This is a genomic window from Kribbella sp. NPDC050281 (genome assembly GCF_040655855.1).
Lineage (GTDB): Bacteria > Actinomycetota > Actinomycetes > Propionibacteriales > Kribbellaceae > Kribbella.
The window spans coordinates 138,215-160,522 of the sequence record NZ_JBFAKS010000003.1 but is presented as its reverse complement, the minus strand read 5'-3'; the positions used below and the strand labels follow the sequence as shown (position 1 = coordinate 160,522).

22 protein-coding genes are annotated in these 22,308 nt (G+C 69.2%); 8 read left to right on the top strand and 14 right to left on the bottom strand.

Annotation, left to right across the window (positions count from 1 at the left end; genetic code table 11):
- Position 1: 1 nt before the first annotated feature.
- Positions 2-385, top strand: a complete 384-nt coding sequence (locus tag AB0I34_RS05035; RefSeq protein WP_360439589.1) for a VOC family protein — start codon at positions 2-4, stop codon at positions 383-385.
- Positions 386-407: 22 nt separating this feature from the next.
- On the opposite strand, the gene msrB is transcribed toward AB0I34_RS05035, so the two are convergent.
- The 5 genes from msrB to AB0I34_RS05010 all read right to left on the bottom strand — a co-directional run bounded on the left by msrB (position 408) and on the right by AB0I34_RS05010 (position 8,300).
- On the bottom strand, positions 408-824 hold the full coding sequence (gene msrB / locus AB0I34_RS05030; RefSeq protein WP_360439586.1) for a peptide-methionine (R)-S-oxide reductase MsrB: 417 nt from the start codon (positions 822-824) through the stop codon (positions 408-410).
- Positions 825-889: 65 nt separating this feature from the next.
- Positions 890-3,289, bottom strand: coding sequence for a lamin tail domain-containing protein (locus tag AB0I34_RS05025; RefSeq protein ID WP_360439583.1), 2,400 nt, complete (start codon positions 3,287-3,289; stop codon positions 890-892).
- A gap of 82 nt (positions 3,290-3,371) precedes the next feature.
- Entirely contained in the window at positions 3,372-4,751 is a 1,380-nt protein-coding gene (locus AB0I34_RS05020) for an adenylate/guanylate cyclase domain-containing protein (RefSeq protein WP_360439580.1), read from the bottom strand.
- Positions 4,744-6,483, bottom strand: a complete 1,740-nt coding sequence (locus AB0I34_RS05015) for an FAD-dependent oxidoreductase (RefSeq protein WP_360439577.1) — start codon at positions 6,481-6,483, stop codon at positions 4,744-4,746. Before AB0I34_RS05015 ends, AB0I34_RS05020 begins: the two co-directional genes overlap by 8 nt.
- A 221-nt stretch (positions 6,484-6,704) precedes the next feature.
- Positions 6,705-8,300 (bottom strand): M4 family metallopeptidase, encoded by a 1,596-nt coding sequence (locus tag AB0I34_RS05010; protein ID WP_360439574.1) that lies wholly within the window; start codon positions 8,298-8,300, stop codon positions 6,705-6,707.
- Positions 8,301-8,458: 158 nt separating this feature from the next.
- Between AB0I34_RS05010 and AB0I34_RS05005 the strand changes: the two genes are divergently transcribed.
- The gene (locus AB0I34_RS05005; protein ID WP_360439571.1) at positions 8,459-9,553 is read left to right on the top strand and encodes a DNA primase small subunit domain-containing protein; all 1,095 of its coding nucleotides are present in this window, start codon (positions 8,459-8,461) and stop codon (positions 9,551-9,553) included.
- Between the two features lie 5 nt (positions 9,554-9,558).
- Here the strand turns inward: AB0I34_RS05005 and AB0I34_RS05000 are convergent, their stop codons facing one another.
- The 4 genes from AB0I34_RS05000 to AB0I34_RS04985 form a co-directional block, all read right to left on the bottom strand.
- Positions 9,559-9,744, bottom strand: coding sequence for a hypothetical protein (locus AB0I34_RS05000; protein ID WP_360439568.1), 186 nt, complete (start codon positions 9,742-9,744; stop codon positions 9,559-9,561).
- Positions 9,745-9,876: 132 nt separating this feature from the next.
- Positions 9,877-10,641, bottom strand: a complete 765-nt coding sequence (locus AB0I34_RS04995; protein WP_360439565.1) for an SDR family oxidoreductase — start codon at positions 10,639-10,641, stop codon at positions 9,877-9,879.
- A gap of 66 nt (positions 10,642-10,707) precedes the next feature.
- Complete coding sequence (locus AB0I34_RS04990) at positions 10,708-12,567, bottom strand: glycoside hydrolase family 15 protein (RefSeq protein ID WP_360439562.1); 1,860 nt, start codon at positions 12,565-12,567, stop codon at positions 10,708-10,710.
- Positions 12,479-13,285, bottom strand: a complete 807-nt coding sequence (locus tag AB0I34_RS04985; protein WP_360439559.1) for an SURF1 family protein — start codon at positions 13,283-13,285, stop codon at positions 12,479-12,481. Before AB0I34_RS04985 ends, AB0I34_RS04990 begins: the two co-directional genes overlap by 89 nt.
- Positions 13,286-13,342: 57 nt before the next feature.
- Between AB0I34_RS04985 and moaA the strand changes: the two genes are divergently transcribed.
- Positions 13,343-14,362 (top strand): GTP 3',8-cyclase MoaA, encoded by a 1,020-nt coding sequence (moaA, locus tag AB0I34_RS04980; RefSeq protein WP_360439556.1) that lies wholly within the window; start codon positions 13,343-13,345, stop codon positions 14,360-14,362.
- Between the two features lie 52 nt (positions 14,363-14,414).
- On the opposite strand, the gene AB0I34_RS04975 is transcribed toward moaA, so the two are convergent.
- Both AB0I34_RS04975 and AB0I34_RS04970 read right to left on the bottom strand, forming a co-directional pair.
- A complete protein-coding gene (locus tag AB0I34_RS04975) occupies positions 14,415-14,615 on the bottom strand; it encodes a hypothetical protein (RefSeq protein WP_360439553.1) in 201 nt (66 codons plus the stop codon).
- Between the two features lie 200 nt (positions 14,616-14,815).
- Complete coding sequence (locus AB0I34_RS04970; protein ID WP_360439550.1) at positions 14,816-15,175, bottom strand: DUF3099 domain-containing protein; 360 nt, start codon at positions 15,173-15,175, stop codon at positions 14,816-14,818.
- Positions 15,176-15,248: 73 nt separating this feature from the next.
- Here AB0I34_RS04970 and AB0I34_RS04965 point away from each other — a divergent pair, with 73 nt between their 5' ends.
- The 5 genes from AB0I34_RS04965 (at position 15,249) to AB0I34_RS04945 (ending at position 19,645) form a co-directional block, all read left to right on the top strand.
- A complete protein-coding gene (locus AB0I34_RS04965) occupies positions 15,249-15,461 on the top strand; it encodes a dodecin (protein WP_131352382.1) in 213 nt (70 codons plus the stop codon).
- Between the two features lie 97 nt (positions 15,462-15,558).
- Positions 15,559-16,263 (top strand): 3-oxoacyl-[acyl-carrier-protein] reductase, encoded by a 705-nt coding sequence (gene fabG, locus AB0I34_RS04960; RefSeq protein ID WP_360439545.1) that lies wholly within the window; start codon positions 15,559-15,561, stop codon positions 16,261-16,263.
- 21 nt (positions 16,264-16,284) lie between these two features.
- Positions 16,285-17,061 (top strand): enoyl-ACP reductase FabI, encoded by a 777-nt coding sequence (gene fabI, locus AB0I34_RS04955; RefSeq protein ID WP_360439542.1) that lies wholly within the window; start codon positions 16,285-16,287, stop codon positions 17,059-17,061.
- A gap of 5 nt (positions 17,062-17,066) precedes the next feature.
- A complete protein-coding gene (locus tag AB0I34_RS04950) occupies positions 17,067-18,752 on the top strand; it encodes a Mur ligase family protein (protein WP_360439539.1) in 1,686 nt (561 codons plus the stop codon).
- 35 nt (positions 18,753-18,787) lie between these two features.
- Positions 18,788-19,645, top strand: a complete 858-nt coding sequence (locus tag AB0I34_RS04945; protein WP_360439536.1) for a hypothetical protein — start codon at positions 18,788-18,790, stop codon at positions 19,643-19,645.
- Between the two features lie 50 nt (positions 19,646-19,695).
- Here AB0I34_RS04945 and AB0I34_RS04940 read toward each other — a convergent pair whose 3' ends face one another.
- From AB0I34_RS04940 to AB0I34_RS04930, 3 genes are read right to left on the bottom strand one after another with little or no spacing between them, the layout of a single operon-like run.
- On the bottom strand, positions 19,696-20,487 hold the full coding sequence (locus AB0I34_RS04940; RefSeq protein WP_360439533.1) for a hypothetical protein: 792 nt from the start codon (positions 20,485-20,487) through the stop codon (positions 19,696-19,698).
- Positions 20,484-21,014, bottom strand: a complete 531-nt coding sequence (locus tag AB0I34_RS04935; protein WP_360439530.1) for a SigE family RNA polymerase sigma factor — start codon at positions 21,012-21,014, stop codon at positions 20,484-20,486. The genes AB0I34_RS04940 and AB0I34_RS04935 overlap by 4 nt, the downstream gene beginning before the upstream one ends.
- 56 nt (positions 21,015-21,070) lie before the next feature.
- Complete coding sequence (locus tag AB0I34_RS04930) at positions 21,071-22,219, bottom strand: Dyp-type peroxidase (RefSeq protein ID WP_360440085.1); 1,149 nt, start codon at positions 22,217-22,219, stop codon at positions 21,071-21,073.
- Between the last annotated feature and the right edge of the window lie 89 nt (positions 22,220-22,308).

The window sequence follows — 22,308 nt, the reverse complement described above, 5'->3', positions numbered from 1 at the left end:
CGTGGCTGGGCACCGTAAGGCCTTCCCGGTGCTGTACGTGAGCGACGTACGCCGGTCCGTCGGTTTCTACGCGCTGCTCGGGTACGAACCGACGTACCAGTTCCCGCTCGAGGGCGACCCGCACTACGTCGGCCTCGAGCGCGGCGACTCATCCCTGGGCATCGCCGACGCCAACTGGCCCGAGGCCCAACTCGGCATCACCGTCGGCACCGCGCCCCGCTTCGAGCTCTTCGTGTACGTCGACAACGTCGAGGCCACAGTCGAGCTCTTCCGCGAGGCCGGCCACCCCATCCTGCAGGAACCCGCCACCATGCCCTGGGGCGAACGCCAGGCCTACACCGCCGACCCCGAAGGCAACCCGATAGCCCTCGCCACCCCGATCTGAGTCCGGGGTGGCAGCCTGCCGATCAGGCGGGTTCGAGGTTCAGGCTGATGCTGTTGATGCAGTAGCGGAGGTCGGTGGGGGTGTCGTAGCCCTCGCCCTCGAAGACGTGGCCGAGGTGGGAGCCGCAGTTGGCGCAGCGGACCTCGACGCGCTTCATGCCGAGGTCGGTGTCCTCGATGTACTCGACCCGGTCTTCGGCCAGCGGGGCGAAGAAGGACGGCCAGCCACAGTGCGAGTCGAACTTGGTCTCGCTGCGGAACAGCTCCGCGTCGCAGGCGCGGCACTTGTAGACGCCGACCGTCTTGGTGTCGGTGTACTCACCGACGAAGGGGCGTTCGGTACCGGCCTTGCGCAGCACCTGGAACTCGGCGGGGGACAGCTGCGCCTTCCACTCCGCGTCGGACTTGTTCACGGCGTACTGCTTGGTGTCGTCTGTCACGACTCCATTGTGGCCGCCCGGGCAAGCAAAACCCCGCCCGGGCGGCCACCGTAAGACTCCCGCAATCAGTGCACCCAGGACGGTAGCGGGATCACCTGCACGACCTGTGGGTCGTGGTCGCTGATCTGGTCCGGGAACTCGGCGTTCATGTGCACCACGTCGTACGTCGAGGCGGGCTGCAGGTTCCGGGAGATCAGGATCTGGTCCAGGATCTGGCTGTTGCCCTCGAACACGTAGCTGTAGCGCTCCTTCACCGGCAGTGTCCGCGGCATGTCGATCAGCGACGTCTTGCCGGATCCGACCAGGATGTCGGCCGTCTCCGACCAGTCGAAGTCGTTCAGGTCACCGAGGACGATGACGTTGGCGCCCTTGTCCTTGGCCAGGATCTGGTCGACGAAGCCGCGCACCGACTGCGCCTGCTGGTGCCGCTTCGGCGCGGTCACCTGGACCGGCGGCTGGGTCCGGCCCCAGAGCGGGTCGTCGCCGCCCTTGGAGCTGAAGTGGTTGACCACCACGAACAGGCTCTGGCCGTGCCAGGTGAACTCGCCCGCCAGCGGGACCCGGGTGGCCTCCCACGCCGGGTTGGCCGGGTCGACCCGGCCGGGAGAGTAGCTCAGGTGCGGCTTGCCGAACCGGTCCGTGACAATCGTCGTGGCGGCGGTCGAGGTGCCACCGGGACGGTCGACGAACTTCACCGGCTTGTCGGTGCGGTACATGAACGCGACCCGGATGTTGCCGCCCGGCTCGCCGCCCTCCTTGTTGTTCACCGGGTCGATCTGGCTGTAGGCGTACTTCGGTCCGCCCGCCTTCTGGATCGCGGCGACGAGCATGTCGAGGGTCTTGTTCGCGGCAGTGTCACCGGAGTTTGTGGCGCCGTCGTTGTCCTGCACTTCCTCCAGGCCGAGGATGTCCGGAGCCCCGAGGTTCTTCACCACCGCCTGGGCCAGTCCGTCGAACTTGGCGTCGCCGTCGGACGGGTCGAGGTTCTCCACGTTGAACGTCGCCACCGAGACCTGCAGCGGCGAGGAGGCCTTGGTCGTCTCACGCTTCACGCCACCGTCGATCACGGTCGGCGTCTGCGTCGGGAGGAACTTGAAGTTGCCGAAGGAGTAGTCGAGAACGCCCGCCACGACTCCAGCCAGCTTGTCGCCGGTCTTCGCGTCCGGGATCGGCGTCAGCACGTCGTCGAGCAGGACCCGCTCGGGGTTGCTGTCGGTCTTCTGCAGCAGGATGCCGCCGCGCACGGTCCGGACCGAGGATCCGGCCGGTACGACGGACAGCTCGCGGAACGAACTGGTGGGACCGGTGACCTCAGGCTGGTTGATGCCGAGCCACATGCCCTCCAGCGACTCCCAGAAGTCGAGGCCGTCGCTCGCCGGGTCGAACGCCGTACTGGTCGTCTCGACGTCGCCGTTGGAGTCGTCGTCGATCACGGTCGACGGCGGGACCCGGCCGCCGTTGCCGACGATCGTCGGGGCCGGTACGGGCGCGGTGCCGGTGAGGGTGATCGTCGGGTTGGTGATCTCCGTGGTGGTCAGGTTGTCGGTGCCGCCGGAGCCGCCGGGGCGGAACTCGGCGACGGTGCCCTGGACGGTCAGTGCGTCACCGACGGCCACGGTCGGCGCGGAACTGGTGAAGACGAAGACACCTTCGCTGGTGGCCGGGTCGTTGTCGGGCTGCGGGTCCTGGAACCAGAAGCCGTTGGTGCTCTTCGCGGTGACCACACCGGTGACGTTCTTGACCGGCTTGCCGTTCAGCGGCGACAGGTGCGCGGCGCCCTGGATGTCGTGGATCTTCGCATCCACCGGGTCCGGATCCGGCGGCGTCGAGGTCAGCGTCTTCGGGGACGGGTTGACCGCCGCGAACTCGGCCGCGTTGTCGTCCGCGTCCTGGGTGGGGACCTTCCGGGTGGCCGAGGTCGTGTTCGACAGGCCCGGCGCCGGAGCGGTCTCGGAGTCGCTCGCCGTCAAACCGTAGCCGACGAAGTCCTTGACCTCGGGAGCGTTGTGACAGGCCGTCGTCCCGCAGGACAGCGCCGTCTGAGTGGTGACGAGGGCAACCTTTCCGGCCGTCGCGGACATCAGGATGCTGCCGGTGGCGTCCGGTGCGGGCATCGGCTGACCGTTTCCGGCGCCGGCCCCTTCCTGGACCAGGTAGGCGGCGCCCGGGGCGATGCTGCCGGTGAGGCTGGTGACCTGCCAGGAGCTTCCGGCCGCGGAGGCGTACTGGACCGACCAGCCGCTCACGTCGACCGGCGCCGTGCCGTTGTTGGTCAACTCGATGAAGTCGTTCGTGTAGGGCGCGCCGGTGTTGCCGCCGCCGCCGTACACCTCGGTGATGACCACATCGGTCGACGCGGCGTCCGCCGGCGCGGCGGCGAGTGCCACTGCCAGGCCGGAGACGATGAGACTGGACGTGACCACGAGGGCGCCCACGCGGCGCCGTGATCGGTTCGGGGCAGACATGAGCCGGATTCTCACACCCGGACCAGTCGCCGCCAAGGTCCAACACGTGAACACCAGGTGCGGCCCCTGAAGGCAGGGGTGATCATTCGCCGGACAGCGCCAGCAGCTGGTGAACCTCGACCGGTTCGGCCTTTCCTTTGAGGTCGACCAGGCCCAGGGACTGGGTCACCGCATCCGGCAGCAGGGCCTTCGTCGCGGGCCCGATGGCGACCCCGCCGCCCGGTGCCTTGCCCTCGATCCGGGAGGCGACGTTCACGGTGTCGCCGATGACCGTGTGGGTCCGGCCGCCCTCGGTGCCGAGCAGGCTGACCGAGGCGATCCCGCTGTTGATCCCGACCCGGAACCGCGGCCAGTTCGGGTGCGCCGCCTGCACAGCGGCCGCGGCCTCCTGCAGCGCCAACCCGGCCGCGGCCGCCCGGGCCGCGTGGTCGGGCTGGTTGCCGCGCTTGTTGAAGGTCACCATCAGCGCGTCGCCGATGATCCGGTCGACGTCGCCGCCATGACGCCGTACGACGGGAGGCACGACGACCTGGAAGTAGGTGTTCAGCATCGTGGTGACCTCGGCCGGATCATGGTTCTCGGAGAAGGTGGTGAACCCCTGCAGATCCGCGAACAGCACGCTCAACTCGCGCCGGCCCGAGACGGTGTCGTCGAGATACAGATCGGCGAACCGTTCCTCGTACCACTGGATCCGGACGCCGACGACCACCAGCACGAAGGCGGTCAGCATCAGCACGTGCCACTCCCACCACGACAGCGCCCAGTTCGTCGCGAACACCATCGCGATCATCGCCTCGGCGAGCAGGATGAACGCGGCGATCATCGACAGCAGCATCAACGACGGCTTCCGCCACCACAGGTGCAGGTAGCGGGCGGCCGCGACGGCGTACAACAACACCGTCGGTACGGCGAGCGCGGTGAGGATGCCATCGGCAACCTCTGGTACGGCGGTGTCGTGCAACGGCGGCAGGCGCAGGATCGACGCCACCGCCCACAGAGCCATCAGGGTCAGCAGTGCCGCGCGCCCAACCCGCCCCCACCGGACCGCGGCCGCCACCCGCCCGCCCGACATGTTCAGGCTCGACAGAACCGCGAAGATCGACGCGACCGCGACCCCGATGGGCGTCGCCAGCGTGAAGCCCGCGTTCGGTGTGTCCAGCAGGACCTTCGGCGTCGCCAATGCATGCAACCCGAGGAACCCGGCCGCCGACAAGAACGCCAATGACACCAGCAGAACCCGCGGATCACCTCGCCGCAGCGCCGCCGCACCCGTGATGTACGCCAGTACGGCGCTCAGTCCCGCGGTGAGCAACACCAGCCAGAAATGTGCTGGGTGGTGCTCCCAATGCACATCCAACCGCGGGCTCTGGACCAGGAGGAACAACCCGGCCAGCGGCACCAGCAGCACCAGCGTGGTCAGGACAACCATCGCCGGGGTGTAGACGAACCGCCGTTCAGGCATCCTCGGACACCCTGAGATGCGTGTGGACCTGCGAGACGACTACGGACCCTTCACCGACCGCCGACGCCACCCGCTTCACCGAACCACTGCGTACGTCGCCGATCGCGAACACCCCGGGCATCGTCGTCTCGTACGGCTGGGGCGGCCGGTCCTCGGCCCAGCCCGGATCCGCCGCGGCGTCCGACCCGGTCAGCACGAAGCCCCGCTCGTCCCGACCGACCTCGTCCGGCAGCCACTGCGTGCCGGGTACGGCGCCGATCATCACGAACAGTCCGTCGACGTCGAGCCGCTCCTCGCCGCCCGACGTACGGTCCCGCAACGTCACCCACTGCAGCCGCCCGTCGCCACCACCGCCGACGACCTCGCTCCAGGACCGCACGACCACGTTGGGCGCGGCATCGATCGCGTCGATCAAGTACTTCGACATGCTCGCAACGAGATCTTTACCCCGGATCACCAAGGTGACCAGCTTGCAGTAGCGGGCCAGATGCAGCACCGCCTGCCCGGCCGAGTTGCCGCCACCGACCACGCACGCGTCGCGATCCGTCAGACCATGGGCCTCCGACACACTGGCGCCGTAGTACACGCCCCTCCCCATCAGCTCCTCGAGCGCCGATACGTCGAGTCGCCGGTACGCCACCCCGGTCGCCAGGATGACCGCCCGGGCCGTCACCTGGCCGACGTCACCGATCTCCGCGACGAAATGACCGTCCCGTCGCTCGAGCCGTTCGATCGACCGCATCAGCACGAAGTGCGCGCCGAACACCCACGCCTGCTGATAGCCGCGCTGGGCCAGCTCGGAGCCGCGGATCCCGCGCGAGAAACCCAGGTAGTTGCGGATCAGCGAGCTCGTCCCCGCCTGCCCGCCGATCGCCTCCCGCTCCACGACCAACGTGCGCAGCCCCTCGGACGACGCATACACGGCTGCCGCCAATCCACCCGGACCGGCCCCGATCACCAGAAGGTCGAACGAGTCCTCGCCGTCGTCCAGCGTCGTCGAAACGCCCCACGCCTCGGCGATCTCGACGTCGGTCGGATCACGCAGCACCGTGCCGCCCACCGCCGGCATCCACACCAGCACGCTGTCCCCGGGATCCGGCTCACCGATCCACTCCAGTACGGCGTTCGCCGGCACCGAACCGCTGAGCCGGAACGCGCTCGGGATCCCGTTGCGCGCCAGCAGACTGCGCACCGCCTGACCCCGGACCGAGTGGTCGGACGCGATCACGACCACCTCGCGGAGGTTCGCGACCTCGTAACGCGACCACTCCTGGACGAACTCCGCGACCGTCCGATGGAACAGCTCGTCCTGCGCGATCCACGGCTTCAGCACGTAGTAGTTGATGTCGCCGACAGACATCGCGGACAGGATCGCCGCCGCCGTACTGCGGGTCGCCCAAGCGCCCCACTCGATCAGCAGGGCACGGCGTGCATCCGGATGCAGAGTTCTCGACGCGGCCAGGATCTCGGCGCGCTCGTCGTCCGGCAGAGCGTTGTCGACCATCACGACGGCGACCCGGTGCTGCAGGTCATGTGCGAGCTGTAGGCAGCTCAGCGCAGCGGCCGTGGTCAGCTCGCCGCGGACTCTGTAGTCGACGCCGAACCCTCGCTCCAGCTCGGTTTCACACCGTTCCAGACGCTCCGGGTCAGCGTCGACGACCAGCAGTAGTGGCCTGGCTTCACGCAGCTTGGCCTCACGCCGTCCGAATTGTCCCCCGGGCTCCCCACCCATGATTGTGACGGTAGGTGGGTCGCCCCCGCAGGGCAATGGACAAAGCGTTTGTTCACCGGTCCTGTCCGCCCCAGTGGGACAGGACCGGTGAAGTCAGTACACACTGCCGTGCCTCCGGCACGGCGGGTCATGGGGCTTTGGCTCCCGGCCTTCCCTCGTCACTCCGGTCGCTTCGCTCTCTCCGCTCCTCAGTCCAGGCCGGGAGGCCCCATGACCGGCGGTCAGTTGACGCTGACCGCGGACCAGGTCGCCGCGACCGCCGCCCGCTCGGGGCTGCTCGCGCCGTACAGGTCGGTGGCCGCGTTCAGCGTGGCCGTCCGGGCCTGGGCGTACGTCGTACCGGTGGTCATGTACGTCGTCAGCGCGCGGTACCAGATCTTCTCGAGCTTCTGGTGGCCGATGCCGGCCAGCGTCGAGCCGTTGCAGGTCGGCGAGTTGTGCGGCAGGCCGCCGATCGTCTTCGCGCCGCTGCCCTCGGCCAGCAGGTAGGCGAAGTGGTTCGCGATGCCGGAGGAGTAGTGCACGTCGAGGTTGCCGACGCCGGAGGAGTAGCAGTCGGGGGAGTTGCCGTCCTTGCTCGGCTTGTCCATGAACCGCAGCGCCGGCCGGTCCTTCATGATCTCCTCGCCGATGTAGTAGTCACCCGGGTCGGAGGCCTTGTTCGAGTAGAACTCGACCATGGTGCCGAAGATGTCGCTGGTCGCCTCGTTCAGGCCGCCGGACTCACCGGAGTAGGTCAGGTTCGCGGTGGCCGAGGTGACGCCGTGGGACATCTCGTGGCCGGCAACGTCGATCGACACCAGCGGGCCGGCGGTCACACCGTCGCCGTCGCCGTACGTCATCTGCTTGCCGTCCCAGAAGGCGTTCACGTAGTTGCTGCCGTAGTGCACCCGGCTCGGGACGCCCTTGCCGTCGTTGAAGATGCCGTTCCGGCTGTGCACGTTCTTGTAGTAGTCGAACGTGGTCGCGGCGCCGTAATGCGCGTCGACGGCGGCGGTGGCGCGGTTCGCGTTCGTGCCGGTGCCCCAGTGGTTGTCGGCGTCGGTGAACCGGGTCGGGGTCGGGCAGCCCAGGCCGAGCAGCTGGCACAGGATCGAGTCGGTCTTGTTGTTCGCGTCGGCAGTGAAGCCGTTGCCGCGGACCGGGTCGGTCAGCGTGAAGCCGCCGGTGGCCGCGGTCGTGTCCAGTGGCACGGTGCCGGAGTACAGGCTCTGGCCGTCGCCGGTCGCGGTCTCGATGTGCTGTTCGCTGACCAGCTTCGCGCCGGTGAGTGCGTCCACGGTGGTGGTGATGTGGCTCGGCGTACCGTCCGGCTGGGTCCCGACAGTGGTGACCAAGTAAGCCAGCCGCGGCGCGCCCTTGCGGGCCTCGATCACCAGTGCGGGCTTGCCCTCGGCCTTCTGACCGCGGGCGAGGGCCTTCGAGGTGGCGGTGGCGAGGCTGAGCTTCGGGGTGCGGCCGACGTTCGCGCTGCGGGTCAGGCTCAGGCTGGCGCCCTTCCAGCTGCCGTCCTTGGCCTGGTGCACGACGACGTCGCCGCCGAGGACCTTGAGCCCGCCGATGGTCCGGTCCATCCGGACGTGGCTGGACCCGTCCGGGTCGACGAGGACAGTGCGGACGACGAACGCGTCCGAACCGGTGGCTCGCAGTACGGCGAGGTTGTCGCCGATGGCGGCCTTGGCCCGGGCGACGGCGGCGGCCGGGGTGGGGACTGGGTCTGCCGTCGGCGCACCGGTGGCAGTGGTGGCGCTGGTCAGACCGAGGGCGGTAGTGGTCGCAACTGCGGTGGCAGCGGCGAACAGGGCGGATCTGTTCATCCTCGCGCTCCTTCATCAGCGTCCCGGGGGCCTCACGCCCCGGGACGAGGTGCTGGAACGTTACCGCCCGGTCACCTGGCGTGGCCAGAGGTGGAGAAAAGTTGCCTTTCCGCCGTTCTGCCGCCGGTTTGGTCGGTTCCGGGCGATACCGTCACGCCATGGCGAAGACCACAGCGGTGATGCTCCCCGTGGGGGACCGGGAAGTCCGCGTCTCCAGCCCGGAGCGGGTCGTCTACGAGGCGACCGAGTGGGCCCCGGAGGTCACCAAGCTCCAGGTCTGTGAGTACTTCGCCGGCGTCGGGCCTGCGTTCATGCACGCGTCCGGCGACCGTCCGGTCGCGCTGGAGCGCTGGCCCGGCGGCTGGCGCGAGGGGATGACGCTGTCCGTGGACGCGACCGGCCGGCAGACCGGCGACGGCTTCTACTCCAAGCGCCTGCCGAAGGGCGCCCCGGACTGGCTCGAGACCTGCAGGGTGCTGACGCCGAACGACCGCCCGATCGACGAGCTGTGCCTGACCGAGATCGGGGCCGCGATCTGGGCGGCCCAGATGGGCACCCTGACCTTCCACCCGTGGGCGGTGCGCAAGGGCGATCTCGACCATCCGGACGAGCTGCGGATCGACCTCGACCCGCAGCCGGGGGCGACCTTCGCCGACGCCCGGCGGGTAGCCGGCGTCGCCCGTGAGTTGCTCGAGGAGCTGGGTCTTCGCGGGTATCCGAAGTCCAGCGGCAACCGGGGGATCCACATCTACGTGCGGATCCGGCCGCAGTGGTCGTTCGACGAGGTCCGGCACGCGGCGATCGGCCTCGGGCGAGAGCTGGAGCGTCGCGACGACGGTGTGACCACCGCCTGGTGGAAGGAGGAGCGCGGCGACGCGGCGGTCTTCCTCGACTTCAACCAGAACCTGCGCGACCGCACGGTCGCCGGTGCGTGGTCGCTCCGGCCGCGGCCTGGTGCGCCGGTCAGTACGCCGATGACGTGGGAGCGGCTGGCCGAGGTCGACGATCCGCGGGCGTTCAACCTGCACACCGTCCCGGAGTACCTCACTGATGGTGACCCGTGGGCGGACATGGACGACACGGCGTACTCGCTCGACCCGCTGCTGCGGCTGTGGGACGAACTGCCGGGCGGGGAGCTGAACTTCCCGCCGGACTACCCGAAGATGCCGGGGGAGCCGCCGCGTGTGCAGCCGAGCAAGAAGGTGGCCGACCACTGGGACGACGAAGGCAACCGGATCGCGCCCCAGAGCTGACGTGCTCAGCTCCTGAGCCTCCGGCGCGGCCTGCTGCCGAGCCGGCGGCCGTTGCCGCGGATCCGGTCACGGCTGGCCTTGAGGACCTTCCGGGGGCTCTCGTCGTTCGCCATGGCGATCAGCATGACGAGCTGATCGATGGTGACGTCGAGCGCACTCGGCGCCAGGCTCAGCGACGTGCGAGCCGCCACACCCGGCCCTGGGTTCTCGGTTGGCCCTCGCTGGCGGGTTGTTTCACGGCTGGCGGGATACAAGCCGCCGGCAGGTAGCTAACCCGCTAGCGAGCGGATCTAGTACAGCGTCAGCAAGCAGAACCGGTGGCGTCAGATGGTGCGGAGGGCTCCGCCGTCGATGGGGATGATGGCGCCGGTGATGTAGGAGGCGGCGGGGGAGAGGATGAAGGCGGCGGCCCGGCCGAACTCGTCGGGGTCGCCGTAACGGCGCAGCGGGATGGTCTTCTCGGAGGCGCGGCGGGCGGCCTCGGGGTCGCCGCCCTTGGCGTCGAGTTCCTTCAGCCGGTCGGTGGCGATCCGGCCCGGCATCAGGCCGTTGACGCGGATCCCGTTCGGGCCGAGCTCGTCGGCAAGCGTCTTGGCGACCATCGCCAGCCCCGGCCGCAGCCCGTTGGAGATCGCCAGCCCGGTGATCGGTGACTTCACCGACGACGACAGTACGAACGCGATCGACGTACCCTCGGATCCCGCTCGGGCGACCGATCGCGCGATCCGCAGTCCACCCAGGAAGACGCTGTCGAACGCGGCCCGCCAGTCCTCTTCGTCGGTGTCGAGAGCCGTCCCCGGCCGCGGGCCACCGACGCTGACCAGGGCCCCGTGCAACGCGCCCCACTTGGCGATCGCCGTCGCGGCCAGCCGCTCGGCACTCTCCGGGTCGGCGTTGTCGACCGGGATGCCGACCACGTTCGCCCCGAGCTCGGCCGCGGCCCGCGCGATCGACTCCTCGTTGCGGCTGGAGATCACCAGCCGGGCACCTTCACCCGCGAGGGCTTTGGCGGTGGCGAAGCCGAGTCCGGCGCTGGCTCCGGTGACGATGTACGTGCGGTCGCGAAGTCCGAGGTCCACGACCACCATCCTGCCTCACCGCAACCCATCGCGCACCTTCACGGTTCGTGGCCGATGGCAAGAACCAGCAGAGTCCTAGTACGCCGACCTGCGCAGCGGCGACTCCGCGGTGTTCAGGTGCCAGGCGGTGTTGACCAGACCGAGATGCGAGAACGCCTGCGGGAAGTTTCCGAGCATCCGCCCGGCGACCGGGTCGTACTCCTCCGCCAGCAGTCCCACATCGTTGCGCAGAGCAACAAGCTTCTCGTACAGCGCCCTCGCCTCGCCGACCCGCCCGATCATCGCCAGCGAGTCGGCCAGCCAGAACGAGCAGATCAGGAACGCACCCTCGTCACCGTCCAACCCGTCGTCGGTGTGCTCGGTGAGATACCGGCGGACGAACCCGTCCGGCGCCAGCTCCCGGCGCACGGTCTCGACCGTGCCCACCACCCGCGGATCCTCCGGCGGCAGGAACCCGACCTGCGGGATCAGCAGCACGGCGGCGTCCAGCGCCTTGCTGCCGTACGCCTGGGTGAAGGTGTTGCGGCCGGAGTCGTACGCCTTCTCGCACACCTCCCGGTGGATCTCGTCCGCGGTCGCCCGCCACTGCTTGGCCGGCCCGCCCATCCCGTACCGCTCGACCGCCCGCGCCGCGCGGTCGAACGCGACCCACGCCATCACCTTGGAGTAGGTGAAGTGCTGCCGGCCGCCCCGGACCTCCCAGATCCCTTCGTCCGGCTGGGTCCAGACCTCGCTCAGGTGGCGCATCAGCCCGCGCTGCATCGACCAGGCGTCGTCGCTCGGCCCGATCTGCGACTCCCGGGCCAGTGCGAGTACGTCCATCACCTCGCCGAACACGTCGATCTGCAGTTGTTCGGCGGCCGCGTTCCCGATCCGCACCGGCGCCGAGGACGCGAACCCGGGCAGCCACTCCGCCTCGAACTCCCGCAACCGCCGTTCACCGGTCACGCCGTACATGATCTGGAGGTCCGCGGGTGAGCCGGCGATGGCGCGAAGCAGCCAGTCCCGCCACGCGTGCGCCTCCTCGGTGTATCCGGTCCGCAGCATCGCCGACAGCGTCATCGTCGCGTCCCGCAACCAGCAGAACCGGTAGTCCCAGTTGCGTGACCCGCCGAGTGCCTCGGGGAGCGAGGTCGTCGGCGCCGCAACGATGCCGCCGGACGGCGCATAGGTCAGCGCCTTCAGCGTGAGCAGCGACCGGGTGACCTCCTCGCTGGTCCCGTTGGTGTCGGTGCTGCGCCCGATCCACTCGGTCCAGAACGACTCCGTCGGCTCCAGCGCATCCAGTGCATCGATCGGATCCGGTACGGCGTCATGCGACGGATGCCACGTGAGCACGAACCAGGCCTGGTCGCCGGCCGACACCTCGAAGTCGGCGTACGTCGCGAAGTCGCGGCCGTACTGGTGAACGTCGGACCGCAGCGACACCGCGTCCGGGCCGGCGATCGCCACGACCTGACCGTCGATGCTCCGCACCCAGGGGATCACGTGCCCGTAGTCGAAGCGCAGACGCACCTCGGACCGCATCGCGACCCGTCCGCTGATGCCTTGCACGATCCGTACGACGTCCGGCGCGGCGTCCCGCGGCGGCATGAAGTCGATCACCCGGACCGAACCGCTGCTGGTGGACCACTCGGTCTCCAGCACGAGCGTGTCGCCGCGGTAGTGGCGGCTGCTGGTCGCGTCGGCGTCCTGCGGGGAGAGCCGCCAGTGACCGTTGTCGTCGGTACCTACCAGGGCGGCGAAGCAGGCCGGGGAGTCGAACCGCGGAACGCACAGCCAGTCGATCGAGCCCTCCCGGGACACCAGCGCGGCGGTCTGGAGGTCTCCGATCAGTGCGTAGTCCTCAATCCGGCGCTCCGGCGCGAGCTTCTTCGGGTTTGTCTTCTTCTGCTGTGACTGGTGCCGGCCCGTCGTCGCTGGAGGAGGTGTCACCGCGTGTGTCCTGTCGGGAGAAGTAGACCAGTCCGCCGAGCGCGAGCAGGGCGAAGAAGAACCACTGCAGCGCGTAGAAGAAGTGTGGTCCGTCGTCGATCTCCGGACCGGGGAACGCGCCGAAGTCCGGGTCGTTGGCCGGATCCTGCTTGTCCACGGTGAGGTAGCCGTCGTACAGGTTGAGGCCGAGGACCTTGGCGAAGTCCAGTCCGTTGATCAGCCGCGCCGTACCGTCGTCCGGCGTGCCGCCGTTGGTGCTGCCGCCGCGCTCGCTGCGGCGCAGGCGGCCGGTGATGCTGACCTCGCCGGTGGGTACGGCGGGGATGTGGCCGGGCGCGAGTTCGGCGCCCTGACGGGCAAGGAAGCCCCGGTCGACCAGCACTGCCTTGCCGTTCGAGAGGACCAGCGGGGTGACGATCTCGAAGCCTGGACGGTCGTCCACATTGCGGTACCGCATCACGATCTGCTTCGAGGCGTCGTACCGGCCGGTGACGACCGCCGTACGCCAGGCGTGCTGGTCGCCGACCAGGCCCTGCGCGCCGACGATCTGGTCGATCGGCGCCGGCGGAGCGGCCAGATTGGCCCGCGTCACGTCATTGCGGGCCTTCCGGTCGTCCAGGCGATGCAACTGCCAGCGACCGAGCTCGACGCACACGCCGGCGAGCACCAGGACCGCCAGCGCAGCGGCGATCCAGCGGACATTCATGAGACGACCCACGTCTCGAACTTAAGCCATCACCTGAAACGGTCTGTCCCCGGCACGTAGGCTGGGGGGATGACGGCAACGGAGGAAGTGATGCAGCTGGGTCTGGCGGACCGGTTCGGCCGCGTCGCCACCGACCTGCGCGTCTCACTCACGGACCGCTGCAACCTGCGCTGCACCTACTGCATGCCCGAGGAAGGCCTGGAGTGGCTGCCCAAGCCGGAGCTGCTGACCGACGACGAGGTCGTACGGCTGGTGTCGGTGGCCGTGACACGCCTTGGTGTGCAGGAGATTCGCTTCACCGGAGGCGAGCCACTGCTGCGGCGAGGCCTGGTCGGCATTATCGCCCGTACGACGGAGCTGACGCCGCGACCAGAGGTCTCGCTGACCACCAACGGGATCGGCCTTGCCCGGCAAGCTCAGGCACTCAAGGACGCCGGCCTGGATCGGGTGAATGTGAGCCTCGACACGATCGAGTCGGACACCTTCGTACAGCTGGCCCGGCGGGACCGGCTCAAGGACGTACTGGCCGGACTCGATGCGGCGCAGGCGGCCGGCCTGACGCCGGTCAAGGTCAACGCCGTACTCATGCGCGGCGTGAACGACCGGCAGGCGCCGCAGTTGCTGGAGTACTGCCTCGAGCGTGGCTACGAACTGCGGTTCATCGAGCAGATGCCGCTCGACGCCCAGCACGGCTGGACTCGCGCCAGCATGGTCACAGCGGACGAGATTCTCGAGCAGTTGTCGGACCGGTTCGACCTGGAGCCGACCGACGCGGCGTCGCGGGGGAGTGCTCCGGCGGAATCGTTTACGGTTCGGGGCGGACCACAGACGGTCGGGATCATTGCCTCGGTCACCAGGCCGTTCTGCGGAGACTGCGACCGCGTCCGGCTGACGGCTGATGGTCAGGTCCGCGACTGCCTGTTCGCTCGCACCGAGTCGGACCTGCGGTCGGCCTTGCGCGGCGGTGCCGACGACGAGGAGCTGGCGGACCGCTGGCGGCGCGCGATGCGGAACAAACTCCCCGGCCACGGCATCAACGACCCGAGCTTCCTACAGCCCACCCGCCCGATGTCGGCGATCGGCGGCTGACCGTCATACCGGCCCAATCCGGAAATGCAGTTTTTCGGTGCGGGCTTAACACTTAGGAGAAAGGCTCGACCTCCCGCAGGAATGACCTGCGGGCCAGGAAGTCCGACAGGCTCTCCTTGTGTTCGTCGCACGCGAGCCAGGTCTTGCGCCGGTCCGGGGTGTGGATCTTCGGGTTGTTCCACCGCAGCGCCCACGTGGCCGGCTGCCCACATCCCTTGGCGGAGCAGACGGACGGGAGTGCTTCTTCGGTCATCGTCAGAGCCATTCCGGTGGTCGCAGGCAATTGTTCCTGACCACTCAATAATCAAAGTGTGGGCACAATGAAGCGACGTCGGACAGCCACGGGGGGAGCCGTCCGACGCCGCATCAAGTCCCTGAATTCCACTCATGAACTTCAGAGCACGCGGGAGATTCTGACACGGATCCTGTCCGAGTTTCCAGTCCCGGCACAGATCACTTTTCGGTGTCGATCGGCCGGTCCGTATCCGGGTCCGGATCCGGCTGCGTGACGACGCCGGGATGCGGGCCGATCGCAGGCCGCTCGGGGGCGATGAAGGGCGCGGCACCGGACACCGTGGAGGAGCGCTGCGTGTTCGCCAGCACCACCGCGATGTAGGGCAGGAACACCGCCGCCACGATGAACATCCAGCGCCACGGCGACGGGGTGAGCACGGCGAGCACGAAGCAGACGATGCGGATCGACATCATCCAGGCGTACCGAGCGATCCGGCTGTCCAGATCCTCGGACCGGCCCGGCTGTGCATTCGTCACCGAGATGACGGTTTCGCCGGTCCGTTCATGACGTCTCGACATCTATCCTCCTCACCAACACCAACGGTACGCCGCGCCGGCCGCCCGGGCGCAGGCAGGATGGAAGGAACGTTCGATGACCGATCGCACCTACCGCGTGACCGAGATCGTGGGCACGTCCAAAGAGGGCCTGAACCAGGCCATCACCAACGCCGTCAGCCGGGCCGGGGAGACCTTGCGGCACCTGGACTGGTTCGAGGTGACCGAGATCCGCGGCCACATCATCGACAACGAGATCGACCACTACCAGGTCGGCCTCAAGGTCGGCTTCCGCCTCGAAGACTCCTGATTCGCAGTACGGCGGCAGCCCGGTGAGTACCCGCCGTCCGAATGGGCGGACGGCGGGCGATAGCGTTCGTGCGACTGGTGACGAGTGAGGAGGGCTTGTGAGCAGGTCTGTGTTGGTGACCGGTGGCAGCCGGGGGATCGGGCTGGCGATCGCTACCGCGTTCCGGGAGGCCGGCGACCAGGTCGCCGTCACGTACAACACCAGCCCACCACCGGAGGGCTTCCTCGGGGTCAAGTGCGACATCACCGACCAGGAGCAGGTGGATGCGGCATTCGACGCGATCCAGGAGGCCCACGGTCCGGTCGAGGTGCTGGTGGCCAACGCCGGCGTCACGCGCGACACGCTGCTGCTGCGGATGTCCGACGACGACTGGGACACCGTCATCCAGACCAACCTCACCGGCGCGTTCCGGGTCGCCCGCCGGGCGGCCAAGGGCATGCTGCGGCTGCGCAAGGGCCGGATCGTGTTCATCTCCTCGGTCGTCGGCATGCTCGGCTCGCCCGGCCAGGTGAACTACGCCGCCAGCAAGTCGGGCCTGATCGGCATGTCCCGCTCGATCGCCCGCGAACTCGGCAGCCGCGGCATCACCGCGAACGTGGTCGCCCCCGGCTTCGTCGAGACTGACATGACCGCGGTCCTGCCGGAGGAGACGCAGAAGCAGTACCTGAGCCAGATCCCGCTCGGCCGCTTCGGCCTGACCGAGGAGATCGCGAACGCGGTCCGCTGGCTCGCCTCGCCCGAGGCCGGCTACATCACCGGTGCGGTGATCCCGGTCGACGGCGGCATCGGCATGGGCAACTAACGTTCATTTTCGAGAAAGGGCATGCCGGTGGGCATCCTCGACGGCAAACGCATCCTGGTCGCGGGCGTCACGCTCGACTCCTCGATCGGTTTCGCGACCGCCAAGGTGGCGCAGGAGCAGGGCGCCACCGTGCTGATCTCCAACTTCGGCCGGGCGCTCAGCATCACCAGGCGCATCGCGAAACGCCTGCCGCAGGAGCCGCCGGTCCTCGAGCTGGACGTGACCAACGCCGAGCATCTGGCCGCACTGCCGGACGCCGTACGCGAGCACGTCGACGGTCTTGACGGTGTGGTCCACTCGATCGCGTACGGCAACCCGGAGACCATCCTCGGCGGGAAGTTCCTGGACGGTCCGTGGGATGACGTGTCCCAGGCGCTGCACGTCTCGGCGTACTCGCTGAAGGCGCTCGCGGTGACCTGTGCGCCGCTGATGAGCCGTGGCGGCAGCGTGGTCGGGATGACCTTCGACGCGACCGTCGCCTGGCCCGGGTACGACTGGATGGGAGTCGCCAAGGCGGCCCTCGAGTCCACGAGCCGGTACCTTGCCCGCGACCTCGGCGCCCAGGGCATCCGCTGCAACCTGGTCTCGGCCGGTCCGTTGAAGACGCTGGCCGCGAAGGCGATCCCGGGCTTCGAGAAGTTCGAGGGGCCGTGGCTGGACCGTGCGCCGCTGGGTTGGGACCCGACCGACCTCGAGCCGACCGGCCGGACCATCGTCGCCCTGCTGAGTGACTTCTTCCCCTCGACCACCGGCGAGATCATCCACGTCGACGGCGGTTACCACGCGATGGGAGCCTAGGGTCGGTGGCCACCTCTCTGGTTGAGCTCCGGGTCCTCGACGGCGCCAACCTCTACTTCAGTCGTGCCGCCATCAAGCTGACGCTTGACGTGTCCGCACTCGTCGACGCCCCGGCCCCGGCCGCGAAGGCGTACGGGCAGGCCATCGGTCTGGGGACCACCCGGCCCGGGCGGATCGGCTCCGGGTTCCGGCAGCGGTTCGCGATCCGCGTCGCGGGTCACGTCGTACGACGGATCGCGCGGGAGGCCGGGATCGGCCGGATCGGCGTCCGGGTCCGCGCGGAGTCCGACGTACGCCGGCTTGTGGTGGCGTACCCGTGGGCGCACGAGGAGCGGGCGCGGGCGCTCGGTGCCGCGATCGCCGAGGTGCTGGACGCGTTCGGCGCCGAGGATCTGACCGAGCTGATCGCGACGGTCGGCGACCGGGTCCGCAACGAGCCGCCCGGCAACCCGCCGCCGACGATCCGGCCCAAGGTGCCGGTGGTCGCGGTGACCGGGACGAACGGGAAGACCACGACCTCGCGGATGATCGCGCACATCGGCCGCGCGGCCGGTCTGCACGTCGGTTGGTCCAGCACCGATGGCGTCTACTTCGACGGCAAGCTGGTCAAGTACGGCGACTTCTCCGGGCCGAGCGGGGCCGGTCAGGTGCTGTCCCAGCCCGGCATCCAGCTCGCGGTCACCGAGACGGCCCGTGGCGGCATCCTGCGCCGCGGGGTCGGCGTGGCCTCGAACGACGTCTCGGTCGTCACCAATGTGACCGCGGACCACCTCGGCCTGGGCGGGATCGACACGGTCGACCAGTTGGCCGAGGTGAAAGCGGTCATCACCCAGATCACCAAGCCCCGTGGCTGGTGCGTGGTGAACGGCGACGACCCGCGAACCTTCGCGATGCGGCTCGGCTCGCCGGCCAAGTGCTGGGTGTTCTCCCGCGACCCCGACTCGCCGTCGATCCGGACCGTGCTCGACGAGGGCGGGCGGGCGACGACCATCCTGGACGGGTTCATCACCGTGCTCGATCAGGCGGCCGATCCGGAGCCGCTGCTGAAGGTCGTCGACGTACCGATGACGCTGTCGGGCCTGTCGCACTACAACGTCGAGAACGCGCTGGCAGCGGCCTCCGCGGCGTTCGGCCTCGGGCTGCCGCGGGCGGCCGTGATCGAAGGGCTGAGCACGTTCGCGCCGAACGAGAACAACCCCGGCCGGATGAACATGTACTCGCTGCACGACTTCACCGTCGTGATCGACCTCGCCCACAACGAGGCCGGCCTCGAGGCGCTGCTCGAGATCATGAACGGCGTCCGGCGGCCGGGCGGACGGTTGCTGCTGGCGCTCGGTTCGCCGGGGGACCGGGCCGACGACATGGTCGCCGCGCTCGGCGCCATCGGGGCTCGGGCGGCCGACCGGGTGATGATCGGGCACAAGAGCGACTACCTGCGCGGCCGGCCGCCGTCCGACCTGGAGGCGGTGTTCCGCGAGGGCGCCGCGTCGGTCGGCGTGGACGACGTACCGGCGTACCCGACCGAGCTGGAGGCGGCGCAGGCGCTGGTCGCGGAGGCGGAGGCCGGCGATGTGGTCGCGGTGATGTCTCTGCAGGATCGGGCGAGTCTTGACGCCTGGTTGCGGTCCGAGGGGGCTACCGTCGACACACCGGAGACCTTGAGAGCCAAGGTCGAGAGAGCCCAGCGCTAGCCCCTCCGCCGCGGTTGGGGCGGGAACGGGGTGTCATGCGCTACCTGTGGTCGATCCCGGCCGCCGTGGCCGCCTGGTTCGTGGCCGGCTTCTCCGCGACGTACCTGAAGGGTCTGCCGGAGGGTACGACGATGTTCGTGCCGCTGCGGGTGGATCTGCTGGTGCTGGGTGGGTTCGCCGGTGGCGTGCTGGCCGGGTTGCTGGTCACGCGGGTGCGCATCACCGTGCCGCTGGTCGTGGCTGTCGGCGCCGGCCTGTGGTGGCTGACGGGCAACGACTGGTCGGATCGGTCGCAGCTGACCACGTTGCTGGTGGCAAGCGCTGTCGGTGGTTTGTTCGGTGCCCTGGGCGCCAGAAGCTCGGTGGTCGCCGCCTTCGCTCTCGCCCTGCCGATCGCGTGGTACGCCTTGCGGCCGGCGAACCAGTTGGACGAGTGGCGGTGGCTCTGGCAGCTGAACGGCCTGCTTGTGGCGGCCGGCCTGGCTCTCGTTCTGTACGTCGCCTGCTGGCGGCGCGGCTGGCGATCCGCGTACTTCTGGGTGCCGCTGGCGGGCTTCTACCTGGCCTCCTTCGGCATCGTGAACGCGATCCGGGTCGTCGATCGGGCGCCGGCCGCACAGTCCGCTAATGACACCGCCGACGCGGCCACCGACGCGTTCTTCCAGTCCTTCGAACCGCTCCTGCACGAGTACGGCGTCTGGCTGGTGCTCGCCGTACTGCTGGCGATCCCGATGGTGGTCCTCAAGCTCCGCGCCTTGCCGCCGCCTCCGCCACCACCGGACCCGTACGCCAACAAGTCCAACGACGCCGTCCTGTCCGACGACCTCGACTGGATCGACCGAGACGAACCCCGCCGCCGCCTCCTCGCCCGCCGCCAAGAACCAGCCTCCTGAACCGCGGCACCTGGGGAGGAACCGGTGGTGGCTCCTCCCCAGACTGTCGGTCAGCGTTTGATCGCGTGGCCGTTCGCGTCGAGGGGCTGGACGGAGGTGACCGTCAGGTCGCGTCGTGGGATCACGATCGCGAAGAACCGCAGCGTGTCAGTGGCCGGGGTCGCGACGGCGTTGGTGGTGTAGTTCTTGCCGCCGGCGGTGATGCGGACCTTGCGGGCGCCGATCGGGGCCGAGCCCATCACCAGGGTGGCGTCGATCTTCGTGCTGCCTTTCTCCTTGCCGTGCCCCTGCACCACCCAGTGCGTGCCGTTGAGCGGCGGGTTGAAGCAGACGAGCGGCCGGCCGAAGCTGACCGCGGGCCCCTCGTCGGTGACCAGGCAGCCTTCGCGGGAGTAGACCAGGACCGCCCAGGACTCGGTCGGGATGGTGCCCTTGGCGACGTAGTACGCGTGCGGCCGGTAGGCGTTCGCGTCCGGCATCTTGGTGAACCGCTCCGCCGACCACGGTGGCGGCAGGATCTTGCTGTGATCACCGGCCGCGGATGTCGGCGTGGTGATCGGCGTGGTCTTCGTGCTCGGTAGTTGCGGCGTGCTCGGCTGGACCGAGGCCGACGACGGAGTCCCGAATCCGGCCACGGCAGGTTCGGACGGCCGCATCGAGTCGAGCAGGGGGCCGGTGGCCAGGGCAGCGGCGGTCACGCCGGCCACAGTCAGGACGGCGGCCGTGCCGCGACGGCGACGCTGCCGGCGCTTGATCCGCAGCCGGATCGGAGCCGCGGGGTCCGACGGCTCGGGGCGGTCGTCGGTCAGTACGGCGAGCTTCGTGGTCAGGTCGTCGGTCATGCGATCCCCCTCCCGGCCAGGTCGGCCAGTTCATCAGTTGTGCCGAAATTAATGTCGGTGCGGAGCGCGTCGAGTCCGCGGCGGGTGTGCTGCTTGACTGCCCCGACCGAGCAACCGAGGAGCTCGGCGACGGACCGCTCGGACAGGTCCTCGGCGTACCGCAGGTAGACGGCGGCGCGTTGCCGCGGACTCAGCCGGGCCATCGCTTGGCGGAGGGCGAGCCGCTCGTCCACCTGGGCCGTGCCCGCGCCCACCGCGGTGTCAGGCGGCGTCTCGGTCGGGCGCTCGCCGATCCAGCGGCGGCGCCGGCCGGACAAGAACGTGGTCGTGACGACCTTCCGCAGGTACGCCTCGGGGTTTCCCCCGCTCACCTTGCGCCAGTGGAACCACAGCTTCGTAAAGGCCTCCTGGGCGAGATCCTCGGCTTTCTGGTGGTCCAGGGTCAGCGCGTACGCCAGCCGCGCAGTGGTCGACCACCGCGCCCGTACGAACGCGTCGAAGTCGTCATCGGTCGGATCAGCTCTCATCGGCATCCTCTCCTCACCCCCTCTGAACGCCGTCGCCAGCGTTGCAGGGTGACAGGTCAGGAAAGGAGTTTCTGGGCGAGCCAGGTGCCCGGCTGGAAGCCGGGTGGGAGGGCGAAGACGGCCGAGCCGATGGTGGTGGTCCACTCGTTGAGGGCGTCGGCCGCGTCCAGGCGGGCGAGGAGTGGGAGGAACTGGGCGGCGATGTCGGCCTGGTGGCTGAGGAAGATCAGGCCGGATTCGCGGGCCGGGCCGGTGTCCTGGACGTAGTTGAGGCCCTTGCGGAAGATCCGGCGGCCGTCGTTCTCGGACTGGTGGGAGAGGCGGGCGTGCGCGTTCTTGGCGATCACCAGGCGGCCGCCGGGGTCCCGGGCTTCGAGATCGAGTTCGTCGTGCTCGGCCGTGCCGGTCAGCGGTGCACCAGTGGAGAGCTTGCGGCCGACGGCGCGTTCTTGCTCCGAGCGGGTCAGTTCGTCCCACGTGTCGAGGTTCATCCGGATCCGGCGTACGACGAGCGTCGTACCGCCGCGGAACCAGTCGGGACCGTCGGACGACCACACGGTGGTGTCGAACTCCGGCGTACCGACGGCCGGATTGCCGGTGCCGTCGACCTGACCGAAGAGGTTGCGGCCGGTGACGGGTCGGCCGTCGGAGCCGGTGCCGTTCCAGAACCCGGTCTGCCGCCAGGCGGGGGTGGCGAACGGCGTCGCGTCCGCGACCAGGCGTCGTACGGCGTGTACGACGCTGACGGGATCGTCGGCGCCCACCATGATCAGCAGATCGCCGTCCGACCACGCGGGGTCGAGCCGGTCGTGCTTCATCGCCGGCAGATCGTCCAGCCCGGGCGGCTTCTCACCGGTCAGCTCGAACACCCGCGGCCCGAATCCAACCGTCGTCGTCAGCGCGACATTGCCGATCGCCAACTCCGGCGCGGTGTCACCAGGTGCCGCGCGCCCGTTGGCCAAGGCAACAATGTCACCGGTCCACAACCGCATCAACCGCCCGAGCGCCGCCTTGTCCACGCCCGGCCTCAGGGTGAACGCCACCAGCTCCCCATGCCGAGGCGAGCCGGCCACAATCCCCGGCTGATGCACCCCATACGGATCTATCCGTCGGCCAGCGGCCTCAGCCACCTCGTCCTTGCCCAAGGCAACCACGCCACCAACCACAGCTGCCCCCGCAACTGCGGCACCGGCAAAGCCGAACAGCCGCCGCCTGGACGGCCCTTGCGCGGGTGGGACGGGAGATGTCGGCGAGGCCGGTGTGGGAGAGGGCGACGCCGGGTCGGTGGGTGGGA

Excerpts from the sequence above, each read along its gene's own strand:
- AB0I34_RS05025 (WP_360439583.1), bottom strand. The coding sequence starts at position 3,289 with ATGTCTGCCCCGAACCGATCACGGCGCCGCGTGGGCGCCCTCGTGGTC.
- AB0I34_RS05020 (WP_360439580.1), bottom strand. The coding sequence starts at position 4,751 with ATGCCTGAACGGCGGTTCGTCTACACCCCGGCGATGGTTGTCCTGACC.
- AB0I34_RS05015 (WP_360439577.1), bottom strand. The coding sequence starts at position 6,483 with ATGGGTGGGGAGCCCGGGGGACAATTCGGACGGCGTGAGGCCAAGCTG.
- AB0I34_RS05010 (WP_360439574.1), bottom strand. The coding sequence starts at position 8,300 with ATGAACAGATCCGCCCTGTTCGCCGCTGCCACCGCAGTTGCGACCACT.
- AB0I34_RS05005 (WP_360439571.1), top strand. The coding sequence starts at position 8,459 with ATGGCGAAGACCACAGCGGTGATGCTCCCCGTGGGGGACCGGGAAGTC.
- AB0I34_RS04995 (WP_360439565.1), bottom strand. The coding sequence starts at position 10,641 with ATGGTGGTCGTGGACCTCGGACTTCGCGACCGCACGTACATCGTCACC.
- moaA (WP_360439556.1), top strand. The coding sequence starts at position 13,343 with ATGACGGCAACGGAGGAAGTGATGCAGCTGGGTCTGGCGGACCGGTTC.
- AB0I34_RS04975 (WP_360439553.1), bottom strand. The coding sequence starts at position 14,615 with ATGACCGAAGAAGCACTCCCGTCCGTCTGCTCCGCCAAGGGATGTGGG.
- AB0I34_RS04970 (WP_360439550.1), bottom strand. The coding sequence starts at position 15,175 with ATGTCGAGACGTCATGAACGGACCGGCGAAACCGTCATCTCGGTGACG.
- AB0I34_RS04965 (WP_131352382.1), top strand. The coding sequence starts at position 15,249 with ATGACCGATCGCACCTACCGCGTGACCGAGATCGTGGGCACGTCCAAA.
- fabI (WP_360439542.1), top strand. The coding sequence starts at position 16,285 with ATGCCGGTGGGCATCCTCGACGGCAAACGCATCCTGGTCGCGGGCGTC.
- AB0I34_RS04945 (WP_360439536.1), top strand. The coding sequence starts at position 18,788 with ATGCGCTACCTGTGGTCGATCCCGGCCGCCGTGGCCGCCTGGTTCGTG.
- AB0I34_RS04940 (WP_360439533.1), bottom strand. The coding sequence starts at position 20,487 with ATGACCGACGACCTGACCACGAAGCTCGCCGTACTGACCGACGACCGC.
- AB0I34_RS04935 (WP_360439530.1), bottom strand. The coding sequence starts at position 21,014 with ATGAGAGCTGATCCGACCGATGACGACTTCGACGCGTTCGTACGGGCG.